Below are 22,901 nucleotides of genomic sequence, written 5' to 3' on the forward strand. Positions count from 1 at the left end.
CCTGGCGAAATGCGTGTTATCACCACCGAGCGACATCCACGCACTGGAGCACGAATTGTCACCGCGAGCATTGATTTCAGCCGTCAGTAGCAATTCTTTGGCGGAGCGCGGCTGAGGGCTACTCGAAGAAATCACAGCGTATCTAGTAGACGCAGACGCGGCTATGGCCTCCATCCAGGCCCGCAGAAGACCATCTTAACGGAATGCGGCATTGGGGTTGCTTGATAAGGAACGACGAACAGGCCACGACGACTGGTTGGCATCGCTGTCCACAGGCTGACGTCTAACTCTGGCTCATTGGGAACTTACTTGGCACTGATACGCTTATCCGACACGCAACCGTCGGAGGCACGCATGCCAAAATATCGATTCGAATTCATGAACGAGACCAATGCCGAGCCCGTTGTGCTTGACCTTGATGACGTGGAGGCCGCAAAGGCCCAGGCGACACAGGCCATGGCTGATAGTGTGTTGGATCACGTCGCGGAACGACACGATCCCAGTAAGCTGTCAACGCGAATATACGACGAAGCTGGTTACGTGGTAGCGACCGTCGATTTTCATTCGGTTTTCACAGAGAGCGAAGCGCAAAGTCTGCCAACTGAGGACCCATCGGTAAAACGATCGGGATAACGCACAACGCCGACTGAGCGAGGCATGTTACGATTGGATGCGGTTTGCTCTGCACAGGGTCACACCAATGCGAACAACCCGCGCCGTCCACTACACGCGCTATTCTAATGTGGTTCCGGTATTGCGCCTGCGAACGGCATCTGCGATGGCCGCGCAGCTTTGTCCCGGGTCCAACTTCTTATTACGTACGATCGCTCGTGCCCCGTTTGCAAGCTGTCTTATTGTTTGTCCCAACAGGAAAAAATAGCGCTGAAGCATCAGCTGGCACATTTAAAAAAGTTAGTCGCCAGGCAATTTCGAGGCATCTACTTCCTCCGAAATCAACGGGCTTAACCTATGTTTATGCAACCGATCACGTTTTTCGCTCGCATGGAACCTTATTGTTTTGCCCCGATTTGGGCCCTCGGTGGCTGACATGAGGTCGGCCATGTTTTTACCGAAGGGAGTATGAAAATGCCAAACCAAGGTGGAAGCCACGAACAACATGTTAAGGCTGGACAACAAAGCCACAAGAACGACGACAAGAAGCAAGCCAGCAGTTCCCGTACGGACGAGAGCCGGTCGGGAGGTTCGTCTGGGGACCGCAGCAAAAGCGGTTCGGGTTCGGACGGTGACAAGCGTGGCGGCGGGAGCCGCGACGACGACCGCAAGCGGTAGTGTGACAGCAATGACTATACAAGGCCGCGAAAACGCTGGAATGCCTGACGATCCGAGAGAACCCGGTCAACTCCTGGGGTCTGACCAGGACCCGCAAGAGCAAGACCGAGTTAATCCGAAAGATCTGCCGGCGGACGAAGACGACCTACCAGCCGACGGCCTGTCTGACGCTGAAGATGAGGAAAATACTGATCTGCCCTCGCCTGAATAGCACGTTAGCTGTCGATATGCTGACAACCGCCCCCGCCCACCCAGGTGGGGGCTTTTTTGTCGGTCTATTCAGGCAATATGGGGTCACGATTGGCGATACCCCCGCCCGATCCACGTCCTGCGGATGGCAAAGCCTCGAGCTCCACGCCCCGGCCAGTCTCACTCCTCCGGCCGCAACTATTTTGCCCGAAGTTGATCGGGGATCTGCCCAACCTCCTGTTCGGCAGCATGTCAGGCGCCTTTGAGCAGCACTCTGCCTGCTAGCTTGATTTCGTGAACATTGCGGTTGGAACCGCCGCCGCTTCTGGAGTGTTGTCGAGCCGTGAGACAAATGCAGTCGCGGGCTGAAAACCCGAAATGTCCAGGCCAGTCCTTTAGGCCGGCCAAATGCCAGATCGGTGCCAGCGAGGTCGGGTCTGTGCTTACGCAGCCAATGTCGCTTATTGGAGTCATCCACATGCTTATTCACGGCAAGCCGGTCGATCTGGATGGACCGGCTACATTATATGAAGACCGTTTCAATCACGGCACCTTCTTTACGCACCTTACACAGGCGATCCGCCATGCCGCTGCCACCCGAAAACTCCAGTCGGCCAGCATCGTTACCCAATCGGGTGAGCAGTTCGGCTGGGCGGAAATAAGCCTGCTCCTCGACCACCTACCTACCAACCCGACGCCTGATGGAGATGATCATGGAAACTGAACAACCCAATATCAGCACATTCAGCGGAACGGTGACGGTTACCTTTTCCGATGCGGTCGTGGCATCCACCACCGAGGCTCGGATAGTCTGCGTCGACGGGGAACCGGGCGTGTTCTACGTCCCGTTCAAAGACGTCTACTTCGAAATGCTTACGGCGATGGACAAGACGATCTACCGCCCCGACTGGGGTGTGGCCCATTTTTGGAGCATATCCGCCGCTGGCGAAGCAGCCGACAATTTCATGTGGGCCTATTTGTCGCCCGAACCGCCAGCAGCCGCACTCGCCAATCATGGCGCGTTCAACCCTGAAGTCTCCCTGATATCTGCCGTTCCCTCCGAACAAGGCATGCATTCGACCAAATTTCCCAGTGTGTCCTACAGCGACCAGAAAAGAGGTACCGTCATGAAGCCCCAAGAAATGAAATCTCGGGACAAACCTAGCCTGCCAACCGACGACGAATTGGTAAAACATCTGGTAGAGACTAGCGATCTTTCGCCTCTGCAAGCGCAGGACCTAATTCGTCTGCACGGCCGAGACAGGTTCAAGCTCGATAATCTCGCCAAGTCCTTCAAGGCAGAAAGCTGAACGTCCGGGCTGCGGAATTCGGGTTTGTCCTATTTGCCTTTCCTGCCGCGAGGCGCGCGCACCTGTCGCTCTAGCCATTGCGCTGCCATCTGTTCGTCCGCATCCAGCCAGTTATTCCGCGGGCGACGGATGGCGGTAAGCTCCTCTCGCAACCTTCCCTGGGACCATGAAGCGATTACTTCGGGATGGATGTAGCCCTTCCTGCAGACTGCTCGGGTGTTGCCGAGCCGGAGGGCCACCTTGTCGATCGTGTCATTGCAAATCACTGCCGTTTCCCTCTTGGTCTCCGGGAGACAGCGATCCGCAAACAGTGCCAGCGCACGTACTGTTCCGCCCCACGTCCTGAAATCCTTTGATGAAAACTCTCCCCCCGTCACCCGGCGTATGTAGTCGTTGACTTCATCGGAAGTGACTGTGGACCTGGAGCGGTCTTCGCCAAGATACTGGAACAGGCTCTGGCCGGGCAGTTCCTGAATTTGCTTGATTATGCGAGCCATCCGCCGGTCGGTCAGCCGGACTTGCCATTCCTTGCCGGATTTACCCTTGAAAGCGAATCTAAGTTTCGAGCCGTCGACTTTGAGGTGACGGTTATGCAGTGTCGTTACTCCGAAACTGCCATTCTCACGGGCATAGCTTGCACTCCCGACGCGGATCATTGCGTTATCAAGCAACCACACTACGGCCGCGATGACCTTGTCCCGCGGCAATCCAGGCTTGCCTAGGTCTAGGTTCACGCGCCGACGCAGTCGCGGGAGCGCCTTGGCAAAATCACGCAGGTTATCGAATTTTACTTCGCCCCGGCTCTTCGACCATCGCGCATGATATCGGTACTGCTTGCGCCCACGCTTGTCGCGTCCTGTCGCTTGGATGTGCCCGCGCACATCGGGGCAGATCCAGACGTCTGTCCAGGCCGGCGGGATAGCAAGTGCGTCAATCCGCGCTATCTCACTGTTATCGTCGATCCATTGCCCATTCACAGCCCGGTAGCGAAAATGCTTACCTGAGCGATGGCGGGAAATCCCCGGTTCATCATCATTAACATAACGCAACGAGGCTGCTGCGGCCGCGGCTTCTTGGGCAGAAGTTGGAGAGGATTGGCACTGTCGATGCATGATTGGACCTCGGGCAGTTTGCGATAACCGCTCGCCCGTCCCAAGGTTCCTCGCTCTGCGGAACTGTCCGATCAGATAGGCGTTTGCTTGCCGATGGAACCAGACAAGGGAGCGCGAGATGCCACGCGGCGATAAGGACAAGTACACCGACAAACAGAAGCGTAAGGCCGAGCATATCGAGGACGCCTACAAGGAGAGCGGCGTTTCCAGCGACGAAGCCGAGAGGCGGGCTTGGGCGACGGTCAACAAGGATTCCGGCGGCGGCAACAAATCGGGCTCTGGCCGAGGCAAGCCTGATACAAACACGTCCGCAAAAAGGGGAGGCAAGGCTGGAGGCGAGGCATCAGCCCGCCGCTCTGTTTCGGCGCGATCGGCATCGGCTACCAAAGCCGCTGCCACACGGAAGCACCGTGAGGCCCACTGAACAATCAAGGAGGTTGAAATGTCCGGCCAGGGAGAGGTCAAGAAACAGCAGTCAATCCAGCGCAAGGTCGCTGCCGACGATGCAAACGAACATAGGCCCGAAATGAAAGCGATGCAGGCCGGAGCGAGGCTCTATCCTGTCCCTCCGTTTCCTAAGCAGCACTTGTCAAAGCCCGGGCATGAGACGGAGGTCGATCCGGCGCCACTTTATGACGCGCCTCATTACAAAGGATCGGAAAAGCTGGCCGGCAAGGTTGCGCTGATCACCGGGGGCGATTCCGGCATCGGACGTGCTGTGGCCGTGCTTTTTGCACGCGAAGGCGCCGATGTCGCCATCAGCTATCTCAGCGAACATCGGGATGCCGAGCGGACCAAGCAAGCAGTAGAGGCCGAAGGCCGCAAATGCATCCTGCTTCCGGGCAACGTCACTGAGAGCGCGATGTCTCGGAAGGCCGTAGGGGAGACTGTAAAGCAGCTTGGAAGCATCGATATCTTGGTCAACAACGCAGCATTTCAGGTTCATTCAAGCGAGTTCGCCGATCTGACAGAGGAGCATTTCGACACCACGCTCAAGACTAATCTCTACGGCTATTTCCATATGAGCCAAGCCGCCGTCAAATACATGCAGCCGGGATCTGCCATCATAAACACAGGCTCTGTGACGGGCATTAGCGGCAGCAAGGAGCTTATCGACTATTCGATGACCAAGGGCGGCATCCATGCCTTCACACGGGCGCTCGCCGCCAATTTGATAGATAAGGGCATACGCGTGAATGCCGTGGCGCCGGGCCCGGTCTGGACGCCTCTCAACCCCTCCGACAAGACGGCAACGGATGTGTCGACATTCGGCGCCAAGACCCCGATGAAACGCCCGGCCCAACCCGAGGAGATCGCTCCAGCCTACGTATTCCTCGCCTCGTCACATTGCTCTAGCTACATCACTGGCGAAATACTGCCGATTATCGGTGGGTACTGAAGCGATCCCAGCTGGGTTGGGGCATTATTGGGCAGGTTCTCCACTCTATGCCGCTACGCGATCTCGGCCAAAGGGATCGCCAAGCACAGATTCTGTGTGCAAAGCAGCCAGCCATTCACCATTCCGGCGGATCCAGGTGGTGGCGTCGGCAGCCTTCAAGGTCACGGGCTCACCCTCAACCTCCATCTCCTCAGTCACCGTATAAGCAATGACCGCAACGTCTTGTGAGGGAAACATGACCTTCACGTTGTCAAGCTGGAAGGACTTCAGCTGCCAAAGGCTTTCCCCCTGCCTGGCCATGCCACGATAGTCATCATGCCTGAGCAGTGCTGTCCCTTGAGCGCCAGCGACAATAGACTCTTCAGTAAGCATAGCCACGGAGCCTTCTACGTCCTTGTCCACCATCGCGCTCCAGAATTTCTGCTCGAGATCAATGATCTTTTGTTCTTCGGAATGCGTCATCGCTCATCTCCTCTGGTTCGAATTCCAGGAACTACGCGATCGGGAGGAGAAAGTTCCAGAAAGAGGCGCGAGCACGCCGTGACCTGTAGTGTCAACGGCACGGAAGGCCTACACCATGGTGCCGGGGCGAGGCGTTACCGCGGTTCGAAGTCCAGGCAGAGGTATGTCGGATCGAATTCAGCGATTTCAACCAGCATCGACCAGTCGATGATTTCGATGCGTGAGTCCTGCCAGGTGATGGCACCTGACCGTCTCAACTCCTGAATTGAACGGTTCGCATGAACCGTAGAAAGCCCCAATACATCGGCCAACACGGTCTGGCTCAGAGGAAACGTAAAAGTCCTTCCGGCCGTTTTGTTTACGATTTCCAGTCTGACAAACATCTCGCACACCAGATGCGCGACTTGCGCTATTGCCGCCATCCTCCCCATTCGAACGATCCATTCGCGGTGAATCGACCCATCGATCAAGGTGCAAAGCCAAAGCATGCGTGTGAGATGGGGCGCGGTCTCCGTGATGTTTTTGAGCACCGCATGATCGACGACCGAGATGAGACAATCCGTTAGTGCGACCACCCCATGTGCCATCCTTTTCAGCAGGAAGCCGTGGAGGTCGAGAAAATCGCCCGGGACATGAAGCGCGCTAATCTGGCGAGTGCCGCTCGCCAGGAACTTGGCACGGCCGACGATGCCTTCGCTCAAAATCAAGCTTGTCGCAGGCTTGGATCCGTCCGCTACAATCTCGGCTCCCGCCTTGAAGCGCAACTGCCTACCAAATGCGTCTAGGAGAACCTGCTGCTCCTTTGCGGATATCAGGTCGCGTTTTGACAAATACAGGACAAGAGAATGGGGCATTTCTCCTCCGGCAGCCGACACACGCCACTATTAACCCATTCGCCTTCACGCCCTATCATCTATTAGCGGAGAGCCTGCATATTGCGGCAAGCTAGGAACCAAATCCGCATGGCCGGCTTGGAGGGTCGGAGGTGTCAGATGATTGAAGCACACAAGATCGCCGTTGCAAATCACGACCTTCCTGTTGAAGGCAGATTGGTGCTGGCAGACGATGTTTTGGTAGCGATACTGGCGCATCTCGAGGCAGAGTACTACGAACAAAAAGGGCAATGGAACCTGGAAGCTGGCTTCGGTCCGCTCAGTGGGGAAGAACGAGTATTCGCTTCAGTGGAGCAGGCACTCGATTGGGTTCGCTCTGCTCTCGAAAAAGACGCCTTCGACAGGGATACTAGATGAGGAGCAGGACATCCAATGGCGCTACGGCGCTGTCTTGTCATGTTTCGCGGGTATCGAATTCCACAGCGAGGCCTGCATCAATAGCGACTTCAGCAACGAGAGTGATTAACTCTTCGTCCGAGTGACGGTAGGGAGGCAGGACCATTCGAAGAGCGCAAAGAGCTTTTCGGGTCGAGATGGTCACGAATTTTTTCTTCCGCACCTCGACATACATAGAGGCTAGGGTTTCCGGCGGATGGCACGTCTTCGTAAAGTGCCCCATGATTATCAGTCCGATTATCCCAGTTCAGTGCTGGCTTGAGTTCGTCTTACGCGTTTCACAACCGAATGTTCACGTGCTGCCCGCGGTTGCACACAAGCCCGAAGCAACCTCTCGTCGCGAACACCGGCCGCGAAGACGACATAGAGCGTGTCCCCCATCCTAAGGGCGGCGGGAGAATTGAAAGCGAGGCTTCTCTCAATGCAAATTCGATGAAGTAATCTCTGTAGGGTTTCCAGATCCCCCGTTGTCAGTTCGGTTCGCCGACGTCCCTTCATGACCCTTTCTCCCATGTTGAAACACGAGATTAGCGCCGTAATGAGAGGTCATGCATTTACAAAAGTTAAGAGGGTGATGCCGCACGTTCGGCACCAGGAATCGCGTTGTCGAAGCCCCGACAGCTTAGCGCGAGCGACCTAGTCCGTGCCACGACGCTATCAGTGAGTAAATTTTTCTGGCAAGCAGAGTTGTTGGAACCGTTGGAGGGCTATGCGGGTTAAATCCGGTCTTCTTTGAGGAACGCTCAGATGGACAGAAACACGGGTTTGCACACTATGATGGTGGTGGTCGCTTTCGCGATAGTGGCCCTGCTTATCACTGGCCTGTTAGATCGTGCGCGTGACCCCGCAGCTGTTGCTGAAGTCACTCAACACACGGTCGACCGATGAAAGATCCGCGGTCAGTCGATTTTGCCGAGCCAGCCAATTTCTTCGAGAACAGACTTGGCCCTGGCATGGCATTTGACCACCTATCCACGGCCATTCGACACGCGGTAGGTACGCCTTTGGCTAAACGGCACCATTCGGCAAAAATTGTCACTCGGTCGGGTGAGCAATACAGCTGGCAAGATATCAACGTTCTAAATGAACGCCTTCGTGGGCTCGATAGCAAACGCTGAAGCCAGACCTCCCCGAAACCGTCCGCAGTTTTTTAGCTACCGGGCTTACGCCGCACTGTTGTCGGCGTTCTCAGCTTCGCGCTCGATGGTCTTGAGCGCGGCTTTTATATCCTTGGCGTCTGCGTGCTCAAGCCCGACCACCTGATTTCGGGCATCGTTCAAGCTCAGAACGATTTCATCTAGCTTCGCATGGATTGCGGCCGTGTCCCGATAGCCTTGGATCAGAACTACGCCAGTGATCAATATGGCGGCCACCGATAGCACGTAGGTGACTATATCGGTCAGTCCAAATGGCACGAGTGCGGTGCTGATAATCATTCCCAGCGTCAACAGGTAAAAACCCGGCGGCCGTGAGAGGAAACCAGCCAAGCGAAATAGTTGCCAGTCCATGGTCAGCGCCTTGTGTTGTGCGTGGCTCATAACGCTTGGTCCGACTATTGGTTCATTCGGAACCTCTTAACCTTCTGGGCGGTTGAGTTTTTCGATGAGAAACTGCCACATGTCCGCGCTGCGTGGTTCGAGCAAGGCAAGGAGGATCCAAATTCTGCTCCGGTTCGAACCTGCTCAAGCCCAAGTCTGGCTCGACGCTTCCAGTGTAGTCGCTTTCATCACGATGTTTCTCGGGCTGGGTAATCCTAAACACGATTGTGAGAACAGCGTCGCAAAGGTGACCATCAAGTAGCCGATCGTGGAAACCAAGCTCCCTCTTGGGAGGTGATTTATGGACGACGCTCTGCGAACATCCTCAATCGTAAAGCCGTTTATCGGGATGGTGACAGTGAGCTTCTCGGATGCGATAATTGCATCGTCAAAGGATGCAAAGGTGCTGTGCATCCCAGGTAAGGACGAGGTCTTTTTCCTACCTTTCGAAGATATCTACTTTGACTTTGTGACCCTAACCCGCGAGACGCGGCCGGCGGGGTCGGGGTCTGCCGCCTACTGGCGCGTAAACGCTGTTGGCGAAGCGGCAGACAACTTCATGTGGTCGTATGAAGCCGCAGATATGTCAGAACGTCATGCTGCGTTTGATCCGGCGAAGGCGCGCATTGAGGCGGTTCCAGCTTGAATCGTCGCGCAGATGATGCGCGGATAGGTGCTCCACATTCGAAACGAGCCGCGCGTTTCAGGCCGCGCGGGTCGCAGCGCCTTGGACGCCACATCGCTCGTGAGGGGCACAGCGTTTCCGATGGAACCTTTTGCCGTACTGCGCGCTTCTGTCTTGCTCCTTCACGCCTCCGTGAAGTGCAGTATGCGCACACATATGTACAGCCAAAAGGAAGCCCCCATGGCCAAGGACAAGACGCTCGAAGTGCTGTTTCACGACACTTTGAAAGACATCTACTATGCGGAAAAGAAGATCCTGAAGACGCTCCCGAAGATGGCACGGGCCGCGCAGTCCCCCAAGCTCAAGGCCGCATTCGAGAAGCATCGCGACGAAACCGAAGGCCACGTCGAACGCCTGCAGCAGGTATTTGAACTGATGGGCAAGCGCGCGCAGGGAAAGACCTGCGATGCCATCGAGGGCATCGTCTCCGAAGGCGAAGAGATCATCGACAACTTCAAGGGCATGCCGGCGATCGACGCTGGTTTGATCTCGTCAGCCCAAGCCGTCGATCACTACGAGATTACCCGGTATGGAACCCTGAAGCGCTGGGCTGAAGTGCTTGGAATGGGTGACGCGGCCAAGCTGCTCGGCCAGACGCTTGCCGAAGAATCGAAGACGGATGAAGCCCTGACCGGGCTTGCCGATTCCTTCGCCAACGACATGGCCAAAGCGGCCTGAACCTTCGCAGCCATCGGGGCAACGCCTCGATGGCTGCTTCAACTACGTTCAAGTTTCAACTGACAGGAGGCCTTCATGGGTCGCGGTATTTTGCTCTGGCTGCTCGGCATTCCAATCCCGATCATCATCCTCATTCTTCTCTTCGTTCGGTAGGAGACTTGCATGCAAACGAACGTATCTGCAGTGGACGTTTCCACTCCGATCGAATCCTCGGTTCCCGCGGTAAGCTGGGGCCCGGTAATCGCAGGCGCTTTCACTGCGGCAGCAATCACGCTCATCCTGATGCTACTGGGGTCAGGGCTCGGCCTGACGATGATCTCGCCTTGGTCCAGTCAGGGCGTTTCCGTCACTACTTTCGCTGTGTCGACAGCCATCTGGCTGATCGTGGTGCAATGGCTGTCGGCAGGGTTGGGCGGCTACCTGACTGGCCGGCTGCGCACCAAGTGGGTCGGGATACACACTGACGAGGTGTATTTCCGCGACACCGCTCACGGCTTCCTCGCCTGGGCCCTGGCGACGCTTCTGGTCGCCGGAGTCTTGGGTTCGGCACTGTCGGCAGCTGTCGGAGGTGGGGTACAGGCAGCGTCGAATGTCGCCTCGGGCGCGGCGATGGGCGCGGCTGCAAATGCAGGATCCCAGACAGCTGACAATGCGACTTCCTACTTCGTCGACACGCTGTTCCGTCCAGCCGACCCGGCCAGGCTTGCCACCGCCAATGGTACTGCCCCCGAACAAGCAACAATGCAGGCGTCTCGTATCCTTGTGGCGAGTGCGGCTTCCGGCGAAGTCACAGAGGCAGATCGCACCTACCTGTCGCAATTGGTTGCTGCCCACACTGGCCTGTCGGAAACGGACGCCCAGGCGCGGGTCGATGCCATGCTCGCCGGCGTCAACGATGCGAAGGTCAAGGCACAGGAAGCCGCAGATACGGCGCGCAAGGCCAGCGCCACATTCGCGCTCGTTGCTGCACTTTCGCTCGCCATCGGCGCGTTCATCGCAAGTGCGGCCGCCACATTGGGCGGCAAGCAGCGGGACGACGACGAGGTGGTCCACCTGTCCGGCCGATGAAAGCATGTCTTATGTCGGACTGATCGGCTGAGGCTTCGTACTTCGGCAAGGCCTGTTGGGGTGGCACCCTCAGCAGGCCTTTTTCGTGCCGACGAGGTTGCAGCGCTGTTCTGCGATTTATTGTGCAGTGCAGCAACGATGCAGCTCCGCCAACGTTGTGTAGGGCGCCGTCCGGTTCGGACCGCGGAAACAGGACGCCCTAAATGAGAAACTTGTCTGATACGATATCGCGCCTGGCAGCACGACGTGCGCAAACGGTCCTGCCGGCGCGGGACAACGACCACTTGCTTTCGGATCTGGTAAGCTTTGGATCAAACCCCGGCGCCCTGCGAGCCAGAACCTATCTCCCGGAGAATCTGCCAGGCACCGCGCCGCTGGTTATCGTGCTTCATGGCTGCACCCAGACCGCGGCGGGGTACAACAGTGGTGCCGGGTGGTCAGATCTTGCCGACAGGGAAGGATTTGCACTGCTTTTCCCAGAGCAGCAGCGCACCAACAATGCCAATCTCTGCTTCAACTGGTTCGAGCCGGGCGACATGAACCGCAATGGCGGCGAGCCTCTTTCGATCCGGCAGATGATCGAGGCGATGGTCATGGCGCATGGGCTTGATCGCAACCGGATCTTCATCACAGGGCTTTCGGCCGGCGGCGCGATGACGTCGGTGATGCTGGCGACCTATCCGGAGGTGTTTGCCGGCGGCGCCATCATCGCCGGATTGCCCTTTGGCACGGCCAATTCGATCCCGACGGCCTTTGACCGCATGCGCGGCCATGGCGGCCCCTCGGAGGCACGGCTTCAGCAGCTGCTGCGCGCCGCCTCGCCCCACACGGGCCCATGGCCGACACTTTCCGTCTGGCACGGCTCGGCCGACCAGATCGTCGTCGGATCGAACGCCGACGACATCATCGGCCAATGGCGGACCCTTCACGGCATCGACGATGAAGCGACGCCCTGGACGACCATGGTCGACGGCCACAGCCGTATCGTCTGGGAGGACAGCTCGGGGCGGGAGGTGATCGAACAGTATCATATCAGAGGGATGGGGCACGGCACGCCGCTGGCCGCAGATGGCATCGGGGCGCCAGGCCCGTTCATGATCGACGCCGGCATCTCTTCGACGCAGCGCATCGCGCAATTCTGGCAAATTGCAGACCCGCGAGTCGAGGTCCTGGTATCTCAAAGACGAGAAACAGTGACGACTTCCACCAAGCCGGCCCGCACCGAGGGAATAATGAAAACAATCGAAGATGCGCTGAGGTCAGCCGGGCTTCTGCGCTAGGCAGCCCCAGGCAAGCGCCGGCAACGGCCAAGAGAGTGGGCTTGTCGGTCCACTCCCTGGCTTTTCCCAAGGTTGGGCTCAGCGAGCTTTGAGAGAAGGTTCCCGGCTCCATATCCGCAGCTTACCCAGAGCCTTGACGAAGGCTGGCATGTCCTGCGGCGTGGCAAGGTGGATGACACCCTCATCATCCGGTGCGCCATTGCCGCAGACCTTCTCGATCAGCGCCCTGGCGGCCGTGACATGGCCGATGAACTTGCAGTGCGCGAAGGCATCGGAAACAAAATCGCGAACATCCGGATTGCCTGAGATGGCCGGCATTGCCTTCTCGTCCGGCAGCAGCGCGACGGCGTCATAGAGCACCGAGGGAGCCCCGGCGATCATCTGGTCCGCTGCAACGAGGTTGCCGTCGCTCAACTTGGCGCCACCGACTTTCGGCGCGATGATCTCGAAGCTGGCCCCGGCCTTGGCGAGCGCGTCCTTGAGCGCCGAAAGCAGGGCGACATCGGTGCCGTCGGTGACGAGAATGCCGAGTTTTCGTCCTTCGAAACGCTCCGGTCCCTTGGCGAGAATGCTGAGCGAAGCTGCCGGCTCGAGATCCTGGCGTGTTGCCATGGCAGCGTCGGCGGCCTTGGGCATGGACCGGAGGCCCAGATTGGCGGCGACGCCATTGGCCAGGCCGCGATCGACATTGAGCAGATGCGACACCATGCGCTCACGGATGACCGAGGTTTTCACCTTGGCGAGTTCGAAGGTCAGCGCTGCTGCGATATGGGCCTGCTCCGGCGGGGTCTGGCTGAGGTAGAATTGCCGCGCCTGGCTGTAGTGATCGGCGAAGCTTTCGGCGCGCAGCCGTTGCTTGGGCCCGCTTTCGACGTCGGCAAAGGAGCGGAACCCGGCCTGCGGGGATTCGCGCGGCCCCTCGCCCCAGGAATTCGGCTGGTAGTTGGCGCGGCCGACCGGGTTGCGCATGGCCATGTGACCGTCCTGCTGGAAGTGATGGAACGGGCATTTGGGCGCGTTGATCGGAATATGGGTGAAGTTGGTGCTGCCCAGCCTTTTGATCTGCGTGTCGAGATAGGAAAAGTTGCGGCCCTGCAGCAGCGGGTCGTTGGAGAAGTCGATGCCGGGCGGCACATTCTGCGTCATAAACGCCACCTGCTCGGTCTCGGCAAAGAAGTTGTCGGGCATGCGATCGAGCACCAGGCGGCCGACCGGGACAGGCGGCAGCAGCTCTTCGGGAATGAGCTTGGTGGCGTCGAGCACGTCGAAGTCGAAACTGTCGGCAAACTCCTGGTCGAACAGCTGGACCTGCAGTTCCCACTCCGGGAAATTGCCGGCCTTGATCGCGTCCCAGAGATCGCGGCGATGGAAATCGGGATCGGCGCCGTTGATCTTGACCGCCTCGTTCCAGACCACGGACTGGAGGCCGAGCTTCGGCTTCCAGTGGAATTTGACGAAGGTCGATTCATCCTTGGCGTTGACCATGCGGAAGGTATGGACGCCGAAACCCTCCATGAACCTGAACGAACGCGGGATCGCCCGGTCGGACATCACCCACATGATCATATGCATGCTCTCGGGCGTCAGCGAAATGAAGTCCCAGAAATTGTCGTGGGCTGATTGCGCCTGTGGAAAGCCGCTATCGGGCTCAGGCTTCACCGCATGGATGATGTCGGGAAACTTGATCGCATCCTGGATGAAGAACACCGGGATGTTGTTGCCCACGATGTCCCAGTTGCCCTCCTGGGTGTAGAGCTTGACCGCAAAGCCGCGGACGTCTCGAGCCAGATCAACCGAACCTTTGCTGCCTGCAACGGTTGAAAACCGGACAAAGGCCGGGGTCTTCTCACCGGCACGCTGGAAGATGTCGGCGCGGGTGTATTTTGCCAGCGACTTATAGGTCTCGAAATAGCCATGCGCGCCATAGCCGCGGGCATGGACGACGCGCTCGGGAATGCGCTCATGGTCGAAATGGAAGATCTTCTCGCGCAGGTGGAAGTCTTCCAGCGCCGTCGGTCCGCGTGCACCGATCTTCAGCGAGTTCTGGTCATCTGAGACCAGGCCACCCTGGGCGGTGGTCAGCACAGGGGTTGCGCCTTCGGCGAGCTGGTGCAGCTCGCCGCCTTCGCCGCGCTGGAGTTTCTGGTCATGGATCGTGGCAATCTTGCTGCGGTTCGTTGACTTGGCCATCGCTCATTCCTTGGAGGGGGTGCGGGTGCGCACATCATCCTCAATGCCGCGACGCCGGTGCGGTTCCCTTGGTTCGCGAAATGAAGTGGGGGTTCGCCAAATGAAGTCGGGGGCCGCCAAATGAAACTGGCGTGGGCAATGCCGCCCGCCGGCAAATGCCGACTGAGCCGGCGAGCCGAAATTGTGCCGGCACTTTTTGGGAACCAATCGTCCTGCCAACGGTTTTATTGTCGCAAGTCAGGAGAAAACAATGAAAAATCTTATACTTAGCGCGGCCATTCTGGCTGCCACGGCTTTCCATGCCCAGGCGCAGACCCAGCCGTCGACCGACCCTCAGACGCCGGCCATTGCCACGCCTGACAGTGTCAATCCGACCGCTCCGGTAGCCGGCGCCAACAGCTTCACCGAAGCCCAGGCCAAGGCTAAGATCGAAGAGGCCGGCTTTCAGAACGTGACGGCGCTGGTCAAGGCCGACAGCGGCATCTGGCAGGGCAAGGCGACCAAGGACGGCAAGGAAACAGCCGTTTCGCTCGACTATCAGGGCAACGTCGTCGCCCAGTAATCGGGCCAGATAACGTAATTTCAAATCGTAGAAGGAAGATCACAATGGTTAGTGTGACAGGCTTGTTCGACAATTATTCCGACGCCCAGGCAGCGGTTGAAGAGCTGCACCGAGCCGGCATTTCGCATGACGACATCAGTGTCGTGGCGAGCAATGCAGACGGCTCATATGACGCCCGCTCGTCGGATACGGCAGACGCTGCCGGTACCGGCGCGGGCATCGGCGCCCTTGTTGGCGGCACAGGCGGCCTGCTCACCGGCCTCGGCGTCATGGCAATCCCCGGGGTTGGCCCGGTGGTGGCAGCCGGCTGGCTCGCGGCGACCGCCGCAGGTGCTGCGGCCGGTGCACTGGCAGGCGGTGCGACTGGCGGCCTCATCGGCGCATTGACCGATTCCGGCGTACCCTCTGAAGACGCCCATGTTTATGCCGAAGGCGTCCGACGCGGTGGTACGCTCGTGACCGCACGCGTCACTGAAGGCGCCGAAGAGGATACCGCAAGGTCCATTCTTCAGAACTCCAATTGGGTGGATGTCGGCGAACGTCGGGCCGCATATGCTGACGGCGGGTGGACCGCATTCGACGAAACAGCGGCTCCGTTCTCACCTGAAGAAATTGAGGAGCAACGCAGGCGTTACGCCTCGCGCATCCCTCCGGTAGTCTGAACCAGGCTGTAAACCGCCGCGGTCAATGACACTTCTTTGGACGCGGCGCCAAGCCTATCGAAATGCTGACGGCCCGATCTGGCAAGTTCCAATCGGGCCGCCTTCGTGCCTACGCCCCACCACCTGTTGGCAGACCCGTCAGGAACCGGACCGGCTGCGCGTTTTAGCGACCGCCCCTTCGACCTCATCGGCAGCGCAGTTCCAATCACGTCTTCTCGGCAAAGGCTTTTTCGACCACATAGTCGCCGGGTGAGGCATTGTTTCCCTCGGCCATGCCGAGCCCTTCAAGGATGTTGCGCATGTCCGCAATGAAGGCTGGGCTGCCGCATAGCATGGCGCGATCATGCTCGGCCGAGATCGAGGGAAGGCCGATATCCGCAAACAGCGTGCCAGAGCGGACGAGATCGGTAATCCGGCCACGGTTGCGGAATGGTTCGCGCGTCACAGTGGGATGGTAGATCAGCCGCTCCGACAACAACTCGCCGAAATACTCGTTCACCGGAAACTCCTCGGTGATCTGGTCTTTGTATGCCAACTCCCCGGCCTGCCGGCAGCCATGTGCCAAGACGACGCGCTCGTAGCGCTCGAATGTCTCGGGGTCACGAATGAGGCTCATGAAGGGTGCCAAGCCCGTGCCGGTGCTGAACAGATAGAGATTGCGCCCGGGTCGAACATTGGCAAGCAGCAGCGTACCCGTCGCCTTCTTGCCGACAACGATATTGTCGCCGACCGCCAGATGCTGGAGCCGCGACGTCAGCGGCCCGTTTGGAACCTTGATCGACAGGAATTCGAGCGTCTCGTCATAGTTGGGGCTGACGACGCTGTAGGCGCGCAGCAGCGGCTTGCCGTCGACCTCAAGCCCGATCATCGCGAACTGTCCGTTCTCGAAGCGGAAGGCCGGATCGCGTGTTGTGGTGAAAGAAAACAGCGTGTCAGTCCAGTGATGTACGCTCAGCACCTGCTGTTGGGTAAGGTTGGTCATTCCCCGTGCTCCTCGCTAAGGGGTCCTTCCGGACGTGTAAAATTTGGATCGACGAAGCGGCTAGACGGCCAGATGGCGCTGCTTGATGTCAGGGTCGGCGTCGAATTCCTGCCAGCTGCCGCGGAAAGCGATGCGGCCGGCATCCATCACCAGCACCGTGTCGGTCGTCTGCCGCGCAAACCAGATGTTCTGCTCGCAAAGAAGAAGTGCGGCCTGCTCGGCCTGACAAAGCTCGCGGACACTCACCGCCAGTTGCTCGACGATCGCAGGAGCCAGCCCCTCTGTCGGCTCGTCGAGCAGAAGCAGCCGCGGCCGGCAGGCAATCGCACGAGCAATCGCCACCATCTGTTGCTGGCCGCCGCTTATCTGCCCGCCGCCGCGCTCGGCGATCGGCTGCAGCATCGGGAAGCGGTCGACGATCTCCTGGGCGGGGATGGGTTTGCGGCCGGGCGCCGTGGCATAGGCCGCCATCTGTATGTTCTCGCGAACTGTGAGGTGCTGGTAGATGCGGCGGTCCTCCGGCACCAGTTGCAGCCCAAGCCGCGCCCGCTTGAAGGTGGGTAGGCTGGCAATCGACTGGCCTTCCCATCGAACCTCGCCGTTGACTGTCGGTCCGGCATTCATGATCGACTTGAGCAGGGTCGACTTGCCGGCGCCGTTGCGGCCGATGACGGCCACCCTGCCGAGAACAGGTACTTCGAGGTCCACGCCATGCAGGATATGGCTGCCGCCGTAGAAGGCGTTGATGCGGCTCGCCTTAAGCATGATGCGCCTCCTTGCCGAGATAGACGTCGCGCACGACCGGATCAGCGCGGATGTCGTCGATACTGCCTTCGGCGATCTTGCGGCCCTGGTTCATCACCATGATCCGGTCGGCCAGGCCGAAGATGACGCCCATGTCATGTTCGGTCATGACGACGGTCAGTCCGCTGCCCTTGCCGCTGATGCTGCGGATCAGCTCGGTGACCCCGACACGCTCGCTCGGCGACATGCCGGCGGTCGGCTCATCGAGCATCAGCACCTTGGGGCGCCCGGCAAGCGTGATGCCGAGCTCCAGCCGCTTCTTGTCGCCATGCGACAGTTCGGCAGCATGCATCTGGGCCTTGCGGTCGAGCGACAGCCTGGCGAGTAGGTCACGGGCTTCGTCCCGCGCCGCCCGCGATGGCTTGACCGAGTACCATGGTGCATCGGACTGGCCAGCGTTCTTCAGCCGCGCCTCAATGGCGACGACGACGTTTTCTTCCGCCGTCATCTCCTTGAACACGCGTGCGACCTGGAATGTACGGCCCATGCCGGCGCGTGTACGCCTGTAGGCGGGATCTCTCGTCACGTCTTTGCCAAGGAACTCTACAGTGCCGGCCTCGCAGCCGACCTCGCCGGTCATCACCTTGAACAGCGTGGTCTTGCCAGCGCCATTGGGACCGATGATGGCAAAGGTTTCGCCCTCTGATATTTCGGCGTCGACACCATGCAGCACCTTGAGCGCGCCATAGCTCTTGTCGACAGACCGTAGTCGGATCATAGCCATGGGCTCATTCCTTCACCGGCTGGAGGGCGGCGGATGTGGCCTCATCGCGGCGTGGGCGGGCCGTCAAGCGGGCAATGAGCGCGTTCCAGGCCCCGGCAACACCGGTCGGAAACAAAAGCACGACGCCGAGCAGGATGCTGCCGGTGATGATCTCCTGGATGCCGACCAGGGTGCGCGTCGAGAACTCGATGGCCGAGAACAGGAACGCACCGATCATCGGGCCCCAGAAAGACGAGGCGCCACCTAGCAGGGTAAACAGGATCGGCTGGGTCGAACGCATCATGTTGCCAATGTCGGGTGTCACGATCTGCGCCCAGGGCGCAAACAAGGCGCCCGCACAGGCGGCGATCGCACCCGAGATGGTGAAGGCAACCAACCGGTAGCGATGCGTGTCCACGCCCATGAAGGCAGCGCGTTCGATGTCGAGGCGGATGGTCCGCAACGTCCGGCCGAAACGGCCATGCGCGATCCACCAGGAAAGGGCGACCAGCAGCGCACAGGCGATGCACAAGAACCAGTAGTAGTGGTTGCCGCGGCCAAGATCGACAGTGGCAAGACCGATGGAAAAGTTCGGCCGCACGATGTTTGGAATGCCATCCTCCGCGCCGACCCAGTGAATCTTGGCGAGCGTGATGCGCAGCAGCTCGGCCAGCGCCAGCGTCAGTATGGCGAGGAAGATACCGGTCGAGCGCCTGAGCGCCACAATGCCGATGGCCAATGCAACAGCCCCGCCGGCCAGCGTCGACAGCGCGATCAGCAGCAGGAACTGCCCTTCAAATCCGCCGCGCAGCATCACCGCCATGGTGTAGGCACCGATCGAAAACAGGCCGCCACTGCCGAAGCTGGCGAGGCCGGCATAACCAAACAGCAAGTTCCAGGACAGTGCAAAGACACCCACGACCATGGTCGTGCCGGCGAGGAAGACCAGACCCGAATTGGCCCATAGCGGAAGCAGAACCAGGGCGGCACCAGCGAAAATCAGCAGCAAGCCGGAAAGCGTGCGGTTCATAGCCGGCTCTCCCCCAGAATGCCGTTGGGCCACAGAAGCAGGAAGGCGACCATGCCGACATAGACGGCGACACCCGGGTAAGCAGGCAGCAACATGGTGTTGAGGCCGTCGATGAGGCCGAGCAGGATGGCGGCGATGAAGGCGCCGCGCACATTGCCCAGGCCGCCGATGACCACGGTGATGAAGGCGAGCAGCAGGAAGGTGTCGCCGAGTGCCGGCGACAGCGTCTGGTTGGGCAGCAGCAGCCCGCCAGCCAGCCCGGCAAGCGCGAAGCTGCCGCCAACGGCTGCCATGATGCCGGCCGGGACGTTGATGCCCAAAAGCTCCGCCATCCAGCCGTCGCGGGCGATGGCCGTGATCATCTTGCCGGTCCAGGCGCGGTGGATGACGAAGTCGAGGACGAGAAAGACCACGACGCCCGAACTGATGATGAACAAGGAGAAGGAGGGAACGAACAGGCTGAAAATCTCAACGCCCGTATCGATGCCGGGAGGCGGGTCGACCGACAGGAATTCCAGCCCCCATATCAATTTGACGAAGCCGACACAGACAAGCATCACCGCGAAGGTGGCGATGAGCATGTAGTGCTCGTCGACATGCTGGATGCGTCGGAGGACGAAACGCTGGACAACGATCCCGAGCACGCCGACCACAAGTGCTGCGACCACGGCGGCGGCGACGAGCGCAAGAACCGAACGCGGCGCCGAGCCGACGAGCGTGCTCGCGACATAGGCGCCTATCATGAAGAAAGCGCCATGGGCGAAGTTGAGGATGCGCATGATCCCGAAGACGAGGGTCAGCCCCGCGGCAACGAGAAACACCGCCATCCCGGTCGTGAGACCGTTGACCAGCGTAAACATCTGACTTTCCCGCCCCCTAGTTGAGCTTGGAGCCGGGGGTCGCCCGCTCCAGGAACTCCGCGCCCGGAAGCTGTGCCGTCTCGAACACGCTCCAGCCATTGGCGTTCTTGTCGTCGCGGCCGAAGCGGATGTAGGTGAGGTCGCCGGCGAAGGCGTGGTCTTCCTTGCGGAAATGGATCTTGCCCAGCGCGCCCTGCGGCGTCTCGGTCTCGATCGTGGGCACCAGCTTGGCCGCATCCAGCGAACCAGCCTTGGCTACCGCATTGGCAATCGTCAGGATGCTGTCGTGCGAAACGCCGATGTACCAGTTCGGATATTCGTCGCCGCGCAGCTTGATGTAGGCCTTGTGGACCTCGTCGCTGACTGCGTTGTCCTTGTTGGCCGCCGGGTACCAGCCGGTCCAGCTCCACAGCGACGCCGGCGTGTTGGCACCCATTGCCTTGGCGATAGCGAACTCGTTGGCGGAGTCGCAGAGCACCTTGAATTTCTCGTCCAGGCTGAAGGTGCGCGCCTGCTTGTAGTAGCTGATTGCGTCCGCACCCTGCAGTACGTTGAACAAGCCAGGTGCGCCTGATCCGATGATGTTGGAAATCTGGTTGCGGAAGTCGGCGCCGCCATAGGGCACCAGCACCGGATCGAGCACCTCGACCTTGCGGCCGGCCTTTTCGGTCTCAGCCTTGAGGCCGTTCGAAAATGCGTTGGTGATGTCGGCCAGCGCGGTCACGTCGGAGCGCAGCATCGCCCACTTCTCGATCTCCGGATGCTTCTGGGCCATCAGGTTGCCGTAGCCGCCGAAACACATCGGCGACGAAAAGCCGAGGCGGAAGGCCCGCGGATTGTAGGCTTCATGCGTCAGTGCCAGTGCAGAAGCGCCGACCATCACCATCGTCACGTCGGCGTCCTCGAGCAGCGGCAGCGTGCCGAGCAGATTGGCCGTGAACGTGCCCTGCGCGAACAGCTTGATGCCGTTGCCGGTCAGCTCGCGGAAAGCAGTGACGGCACCCTCAGGCGAATTCTTGTCGTCGCGCACCACTAGCTCGATCTTGGCGCCGTTGACGCCACCGGCGGCATTCAGCCGTTCGACGGCAATCTCTGAACCATCCTTGATGTAGTTGCCATAGAGCTGGCCCGGACCGCTCAGCGTGGTGATCAGGCCTATGCGTACCGCTTCGCCCTGTTGCGCTCGCAAGATGCCGGGCATCGCCAACGCGCCGAGGCCGGCGGCCGAAGTCGCCAGAAAATGTCTTCTGTTCAATCGCATGTCTTCCTCCCAAAAGACCGGGGCTTCCCTCCTCCCCGGGTTGAAAATTCTTGTCAGTGCATCTGCAGGACGAGCTCCCTGACCCGCGAGCGCATGATCTGTCCGGTGGCCGGCGTCTTCGGCAGTTCGTCGACGGCGACGATGCGGCGCGGATGCTTGAAGGCTGCCAGAGACCGGCCGAGATGGTCGCGGACCGCATCAAGGCTCGGGCATTGACCGGGCTGGTCGAGCACGACAGCAGCACACACCAGCTCCCCCCAGACCGGATCCGGCAGGCCGACGACGGCGACGGAACGAATGCCCGGGCAGCCGACGAGCGCCAGCTCGACCTCGGCGGGCGCCACCGTCTCGCCGCCCGAGCGGATGACCTCCCGGCGACGGCCGGTAATCGTCAGGAAGCCTTCCTCGTCGGCCTCGGCGAGATCGCCGCTGCGGTACCAGCCATCGACGAACACCTCGGCCGTCTGCTGCGGCAGCTCGAAATAGCCGTCCATCATGCTCATCGAGCGCAGTTGCAGCTCGCCGTCGACGATGCGGGTCTCGTTGCCTGGCAACGGCAGGCCGACGCAACCCGGCTTGCGGTCGATGTCGGAATCATTAAGGCCAAGGGCCGCGCCGAATTCGGTCGAGCCATACATCGCCGCGCGATAGGCGCGGGGAAAGCGCTCCCGGATACGGTCCATCAGCGCCGGATCGAAGCGCGACGTGCCCGATGCAGCCGAACGCACGACAGATCCGTCGAAGGCGACATTGGAGGCGAGCACCCGTTCCCATATCGCCGGGATGCAATAGAGGAATGCCGGTTTCCAGCGGTCGATGGCGCGCGCAAGCACGTCACCGTCGAGGCGGCCGACGAAATGGGCAGCACGCCGGTGTGCCCAGTTTTCCATCAGGTAGTTCCAGCCGGCCCAGTGGAACATAGGGAAGGTCATCAGCTCGCCGCGGCCGCCAGAGGTGACGAAGCGCGAGGCGCCAAGATAGGAGCGCAACCAGCTCGCCTTGTGGGAAACGACCACGCCCTTGGGCAGGCCGGTGCTACCGCTGGTCAGGAAGATGGCGTGGGTGTCGTCTTCCGCAACGCCGAGCTCAGGCAAAGGGGCAGTGCTCGCCTTGGCCGCGAGGAGGTCGAGATTGATCCCGGCAGTCGTTGCATCGCCGGCGCCGATAATGGCGAAGGCAATGCTCGCGCTCAACGTCTCGAAACTGCTGGCGTCCTGGTGTGCTGGATCAAGGACCAGAAGGTCAGGGCGAATGTATCCGGCGATGGGCCGGATTTCTTCGCGCGATAGCGCCGGGTTCAATGGCACGAAGGCCGCGCCCAGGCGCTGGGTAGCGAAATAAAAGGCGAGATGGTCGAGCGCCATCTCGGCCTGGAATAGGATGCGGCTGCCGCGCTTGATGCCGAGCGACTGCAGCACCCGCGCCATTGCGTTTGCCGCTTTATCGACCTCGGAGAAGGTCACCGTGCGCTCGTCCAGTGACGCCGCGAGCGCGTTGGGCGTCGAGCTGACGGCAAGGTCGAGGATGCTATGGGTCAGGCGAAGCAT

25 protein-coding genes are annotated in these 22,901 nt (G+C 59.9%); 13 read left to right on the top strand and 12 right to left on the bottom strand.

From position 1 onward, the window contains the following. The first annotated feature begins 354 nt into the window (after positions 1-354). The 4 genes from J1C56_RS28040 to J1C56_RS28050 all read left to right on the top strand — a co-directional run bounded on the left by J1C56_RS28040 (position 355) and on the right by J1C56_RS28050 (position 2,789). Complete coding sequence (locus J1C56_RS28040) at positions 355-633, top strand: DUF6894 family protein (RefSeq protein ID WP_214393270.1); 279 nt, start codon at positions 355-357, stop codon at positions 631-633. Between the two features lie 453 nt (positions 634-1,086). After that, complete coding sequence (locus J1C56_RS33765; RefSeq protein WP_246592034.1) at positions 1,087-1,290, top strand: hypothetical protein; 204 nt, start codon at positions 1,087-1,089, stop codon at positions 1,288-1,290. 667 nt (positions 1,291-1,957) lie between these two features. Beyond that, the gene (locus J1C56_RS28045; protein ID WP_214393271.1) at positions 1,958-2,203 is read left to right on the top strand and encodes a hypothetical protein; all 246 of its coding nucleotides are present in this window, start codon (positions 1,958-1,960) and stop codon (positions 2,201-2,203) included. After that, positions 2,193-2,789 (top strand): DUF427 domain-containing protein, encoded by a 597-nt coding sequence (locus tag J1C56_RS28050; RefSeq protein ID WP_214393272.1) that lies wholly within the window; start codon positions 2,193-2,195, stop codon positions 2,787-2,789. The genes J1C56_RS28045 and J1C56_RS28050 overlap by 11 nt, the downstream gene beginning before the upstream one ends. Before the next feature lie 29 nt (positions 2,790-2,818). Here the strand turns inward: J1C56_RS28050 and J1C56_RS28055 are convergent, their stop codons facing one another. After that, positions 2,819-3,901: a DNA topoisomerase IB gene (locus J1C56_RS28055; RefSeq protein WP_214393273.1), complete on the bottom strand. Its 1,083-nt coding sequence runs from the start codon at positions 3,899-3,901 to the stop codon at positions 2,819-2,821. A gap of 118 nt (positions 3,902-4,019) precedes the next feature. On the opposite strand from J1C56_RS28055, the gene J1C56_RS28060 reads away from it, so the two are divergent. Both J1C56_RS28060 and J1C56_RS28065 read left to right on the top strand, forming a co-directional pair. After that, positions 4,020-4,325 (top strand): plasmid stabilization protein, encoded by a 306-nt coding sequence (locus J1C56_RS28060; protein ID WP_214393274.1) that lies wholly within the window; start codon positions 4,020-4,022, stop codon positions 4,323-4,325. A gap of 18 nt (positions 4,326-4,343) precedes the next feature. Continuing rightward, entirely contained in the window at positions 4,344-5,300 is a 957-nt protein-coding gene (locus J1C56_RS28065; RefSeq protein WP_214393275.1) for an SDR family oxidoreductase, read from the top strand. 45 nt (positions 5,301-5,345) lie between these two features. Here the strand turns inward: J1C56_RS28065 and J1C56_RS28070 are convergent, their stop codons facing one another. Further along, complete coding sequence (locus J1C56_RS28070) at positions 5,346-5,762, bottom strand: nuclear transport factor 2 family protein (RefSeq protein WP_214393276.1); 417 nt, start codon at positions 5,760-5,762, stop codon at positions 5,346-5,348. Positions 5,763-5,896: 134 nt separating this feature from the next. Further along, entirely contained in the window at positions 5,897-6,616 is a 720-nt protein-coding gene (locus J1C56_RS28075) for a Crp/Fnr family transcriptional regulator (protein ID WP_214393277.1), read from the bottom strand. A 138-nt stretch (positions 6,617-6,754) separates the two neighbouring features. On the opposite strand from J1C56_RS28075, the gene J1C56_RS28080 reads away from it, so the two are divergent. Continuing rightward, positions 6,755-7,012: a hypothetical protein gene (locus tag J1C56_RS28080; protein ID WP_214393278.1), complete on the top strand. Its 258-nt coding sequence runs from the start codon at positions 6,755-6,757 to the stop codon at positions 7,010-7,012. Positions 7,013-8,214: 1,202 nt separating this feature from the next. Here J1C56_RS28080 and J1C56_RS28085 read toward each other — a convergent pair. Continuing rightward, positions 8,215-8,559, bottom strand: coding sequence for a low affinity iron permease family protein (locus J1C56_RS28085; protein WP_214393317.1), 345 nt, complete (start codon positions 8,557-8,559; stop codon positions 8,215-8,217). A gap of 331 nt (positions 8,560-8,890) precedes the next feature. On the opposite strand from J1C56_RS28085, the gene J1C56_RS28090 reads away from it, so the two are divergent. From J1C56_RS28090 to J1C56_RS28105, 4 genes are all read left to right on the top strand, one after another. Further along, complete coding sequence (locus tag J1C56_RS28090) at positions 8,891-9,235, top strand: DUF427 domain-containing protein (protein WP_214393279.1); 345 nt, start codon at positions 8,891-8,893, stop codon at positions 9,233-9,235. Positions 9,236-9,454: 219 nt separating this feature from the next. Further along, positions 9,455-9,952 (top strand): YciE/YciF ferroxidase family protein, encoded by a 498-nt coding sequence (locus tag J1C56_RS28095; protein ID WP_214393318.1) that lies wholly within the window; start codon positions 9,455-9,457, stop codon positions 9,950-9,952. A gap of 162 nt (positions 9,953-10,114) precedes the next feature. Then, complete coding sequence (locus tag J1C56_RS28100; RefSeq protein ID WP_214393280.1) at positions 10,115-11,020, top strand: hypothetical protein; 906 nt, start codon at positions 10,115-10,117, stop codon at positions 11,018-11,020. A gap of 203 nt (positions 11,021-11,223) precedes the next feature. Then, complete coding sequence (locus J1C56_RS28105) at positions 11,224-12,300, top strand: extracellular catalytic domain type 1 short-chain-length polyhydroxyalkanoate depolymerase (RefSeq protein ID WP_214393281.1); 1,077 nt, start codon at positions 11,224-11,226, stop codon at positions 12,298-12,300. Between the two features lie 78 nt (positions 12,301-12,378). Here J1C56_RS28105 and katE read toward each other — a convergent pair whose 3' ends face one another. Next, positions 12,379-14,490, bottom strand: a complete 2,112-nt coding sequence (katE, locus tag J1C56_RS28110; protein ID WP_214393282.1) for a catalase — start codon at positions 14,488-14,490, stop codon at positions 12,379-12,381. A gap of 250 nt (positions 14,491-14,740) precedes the next feature. Between katE and J1C56_RS28115 the strand changes: the two genes are divergently transcribed. Together J1C56_RS28115 and J1C56_RS28120 are read left to right on the top strand one after the other, a co-directional pair. Next, positions 14,741-15,052, top strand: a complete 312-nt coding sequence (locus J1C56_RS28115) for a PepSY domain-containing protein (protein WP_214393283.1) — start codon at positions 14,741-14,743, stop codon at positions 15,050-15,052. Between the two features lie 44 nt (positions 15,053-15,096). Further along, positions 15,097-15,714, top strand: a complete 618-nt coding sequence (locus tag J1C56_RS28120) for a general stress protein (protein WP_214393284.1) — start codon at positions 15,097-15,099, stop codon at positions 15,712-15,714. 205 nt (positions 15,715-15,919) lie between these two features. Here the strand turns inward: J1C56_RS28120 and J1C56_RS28125 are convergent, their stop codons facing one another. The 7 genes from J1C56_RS28125 to J1C56_RS28155 are packed head-to-tail and all read right to left on the bottom strand — an operon-like array spanning position 15,920 to position 22,901. Continuing rightward, positions 15,920-16,696, bottom strand: a complete 777-nt coding sequence (locus J1C56_RS28125; RefSeq protein ID WP_214393285.1) for a ferredoxin--NADP reductase — start codon at positions 16,694-16,696, stop codon at positions 15,920-15,922. Positions 16,697-16,756: 60 nt separating this feature from the next. After that, positions 16,757-17,461, bottom strand: coding sequence for an ABC transporter ATP-binding protein (locus tag J1C56_RS28130; protein WP_214393286.1), 705 nt, complete (start codon positions 17,459-17,461; stop codon positions 16,757-16,759). Continuing rightward, positions 17,454-18,224 carry an ABC transporter ATP-binding protein gene (locus J1C56_RS28135; protein ID WP_246592037.1) on the bottom strand — a complete coding sequence of 257 codons (771 nt, stop codon included), beginning with the start codon at positions 18,222-18,224 and terminating at the stop codon, positions 17,454-17,456. The genes J1C56_RS28130 and J1C56_RS28135 overlap by 8 nt, the downstream gene beginning before the upstream one ends. Before the next feature lie 4 nt (positions 18,225-18,228). Further along, positions 18,229-19,233: a branched-chain amino acid ABC transporter permease gene (locus J1C56_RS28140; RefSeq protein ID WP_214393287.1), complete on the bottom strand. Its 1,005-nt coding sequence runs from the start codon at positions 19,231-19,233 to the stop codon at positions 18,229-18,231. Next, positions 19,230-20,093, bottom strand: a complete 864-nt coding sequence (locus J1C56_RS28145) for a branched-chain amino acid ABC transporter permease (RefSeq protein WP_214393288.1) — start codon at positions 20,091-20,093, stop codon at positions 19,230-19,232. The genes J1C56_RS28140 and J1C56_RS28145 overlap by 4 nt, the downstream gene beginning before the upstream one ends. A 16-nt stretch (positions 20,094-20,109) precedes the next feature. Continuing rightward, a complete protein-coding gene (locus J1C56_RS28150; protein ID WP_214393289.1) occupies positions 20,110-21,354 on the bottom strand; it encodes an ABC transporter substrate-binding protein in 1,245 nt (414 codons plus the stop codon). A gap of 53 nt (positions 21,355-21,407) precedes the next feature. Continuing rightward, on the bottom strand, positions 21,408-22,901 hold the full coding sequence (locus J1C56_RS28155) for a class I adenylate-forming enzyme family protein (protein ID WP_214393290.1): 1,494 nt from the start codon (positions 22,899-22,901) through the stop codon (positions 21,408-21,410).

This window comes from Aminobacter anthyllidis (genome assembly GCF_018555685.1).
GTDB lineage: Bacteria > Pseudomonadota > Alphaproteobacteria > Rhizobiales > Rhizobiaceae > Aminobacter > Aminobacter anthyllidis.

What these genes read in the sequence shown, in the direction of transcription:
- J1C56_RS28120 (WP_214393284.1), top strand. Translation starts at nt 15,097, where the DNA reads ATGGTTAGTGTGACAGGCTTGTTCGACAATTATTCCGACGCCCAGGCA.
- J1C56_RS28090 (WP_214393279.1), top strand. Translation starts at nt 8,891, where the DNA reads ATGGACGACGCTCTGCGAACATCCTCAATCGTAAAGCCGTTTATCGGG.
- J1C56_RS28080 (WP_214393278.1), top strand. Translation starts at nt 6,755, where the DNA reads ATGATTGAAGCACACAAGATCGCCGTTGCAAATCACGACCTTCCTGTT.
- J1C56_RS28145 (WP_214393288.1), bottom strand. Translation starts at nt 20,093, where the DNA reads ATGTTTACGCTGGTCAACGGTCTCACGACCGGGATGGCGGTGTTTCTC.
- J1C56_RS33765 (WP_246592034.1), top strand. Translation starts at nt 1,087, where the DNA reads ATGCCAAACCAAGGTGGAAGCCACGAACAACATGTTAAGGCTGGACAA.
- J1C56_RS28105 (WP_214393281.1), top strand. Translation starts at nt 11,224, where the DNA reads ATGAGAAACTTGTCTGATACGATATCGCGCCTGGCAGCACGACGTGCG.
- J1C56_RS28065 (WP_214393275.1), top strand. Translation starts at nt 4,344, where the DNA reads ATGTCCGGCCAGGGAGAGGTCAAGAAACAGCAGTCAATCCAGCGCAAG.
- J1C56_RS28085 (WP_214393317.1), bottom strand. Translation starts at nt 8,559, where the DNA reads ATGGACTGGCAACTATTTCGCTTGGCTGGTTTCCTCTCACGGCCGCCG.
- J1C56_RS28050 (WP_214393272.1), top strand. Translation starts at nt 2,193, where the DNA reads ATGGAAACTGAACAACCCAATATCAGCACATTCAGCGGAACGGTGACG.
- J1C56_RS28060 (WP_214393274.1), top strand. Translation starts at nt 4,020, where the DNA reads ATGCCACGCGGCGATAAGGACAAGTACACCGACAAACAGAAGCGTAAG.
- J1C56_RS28100 (WP_214393280.1), top strand. Translation starts at nt 10,115, where the DNA reads ATGCAAACGAACGTATCTGCAGTGGACGTTTCCACTCCGATCGAATCC.
- J1C56_RS28070 (WP_214393276.1), bottom strand. Translation starts at nt 5,762, where the DNA reads ATGACGCATTCCGAAGAACAAAAGATCATTGATCTCGAGCAGAAATTC.
- katE (WP_214393282.1), bottom strand. Translation starts at nt 14,490, where the DNA reads ATGGCCAAGTCAACGAACCGCAGCAAGATTGCCACGATCCATGACCAG.
- J1C56_RS28095 (WP_214393318.1), top strand. Translation starts at nt 9,455, where the DNA reads ATGGCCAAGGACAAGACGCTCGAAGTGCTGTTTCACGACACTTTGAAA.
- J1C56_RS28140 (WP_214393287.1), bottom strand. Translation starts at nt 19,233, where the DNA reads ATGAACCGCACGCTTTCCGGCTTGCTGCTGATTTTCGCTGGTGCCGCC.
- J1C56_RS28150 (WP_214393289.1), bottom strand. Translation starts at nt 21,354, where the DNA reads ATGCGATTGAACAGAAGACATTTTCTGGCGACTTCGGCCGCCGGCCTC.
- J1C56_RS28155 (WP_214393290.1), bottom strand. Translation starts at nt 22,901, where the DNA reads ATGCTTCGCCTGACCCATAGCATCCTCGACCTTGCCGTCAGCTCGACG.
- J1C56_RS28115 (WP_214393283.1), top strand. Translation starts at nt 14,741, where the DNA reads ATGAAAAATCTTATACTTAGCGCGGCCATTCTGGCTGCCACGGCTTTC.
- J1C56_RS28135 (WP_246592037.1), bottom strand. Translation starts at nt 18,224, where the DNA reads ATGGCTATGATCCGACTACGGTCTGTCGACAAGAGCTATGGCGCGCTC.
- J1C56_RS28055 (WP_214393273.1), bottom strand. Translation starts at nt 3,901, where the DNA reads ATGCATCGACAGTGCCAATCCTCTCCAACTTCTGCCCAAGAAGCCGCG.
- J1C56_RS28045 (WP_214393271.1), top strand. Translation starts at nt 1,958, where the DNA reads ATGCTTATTCACGGCAAGCCGGTCGATCTGGATGGACCGGCTACATTA.
- J1C56_RS28040 (WP_214393270.1), top strand. Translation starts at nt 355, where the DNA reads ATGCCAAAATATCGATTCGAATTCATGAACGAGACCAATGCCGAGCCC.
- J1C56_RS28130 (WP_214393286.1), bottom strand. Translation starts at nt 17,461, where the DNA reads ATGCTTAAGGCGAGCCGCATCAACGCCTTCTACGGCGGCAGCCATATC.
- J1C56_RS28075 (WP_214393277.1), bottom strand. Translation starts at nt 6,616, where the DNA reads ATGCCCCATTCTCTTGTCCTGTATTTGTCAAAACGCGACCTGATATCC.
- J1C56_RS28125 (WP_214393285.1), bottom strand. Translation starts at nt 16,696, where the DNA reads ATGACCAACCTTACCCAACAGCAGGTGCTGAGCGTACATCACTGGACT.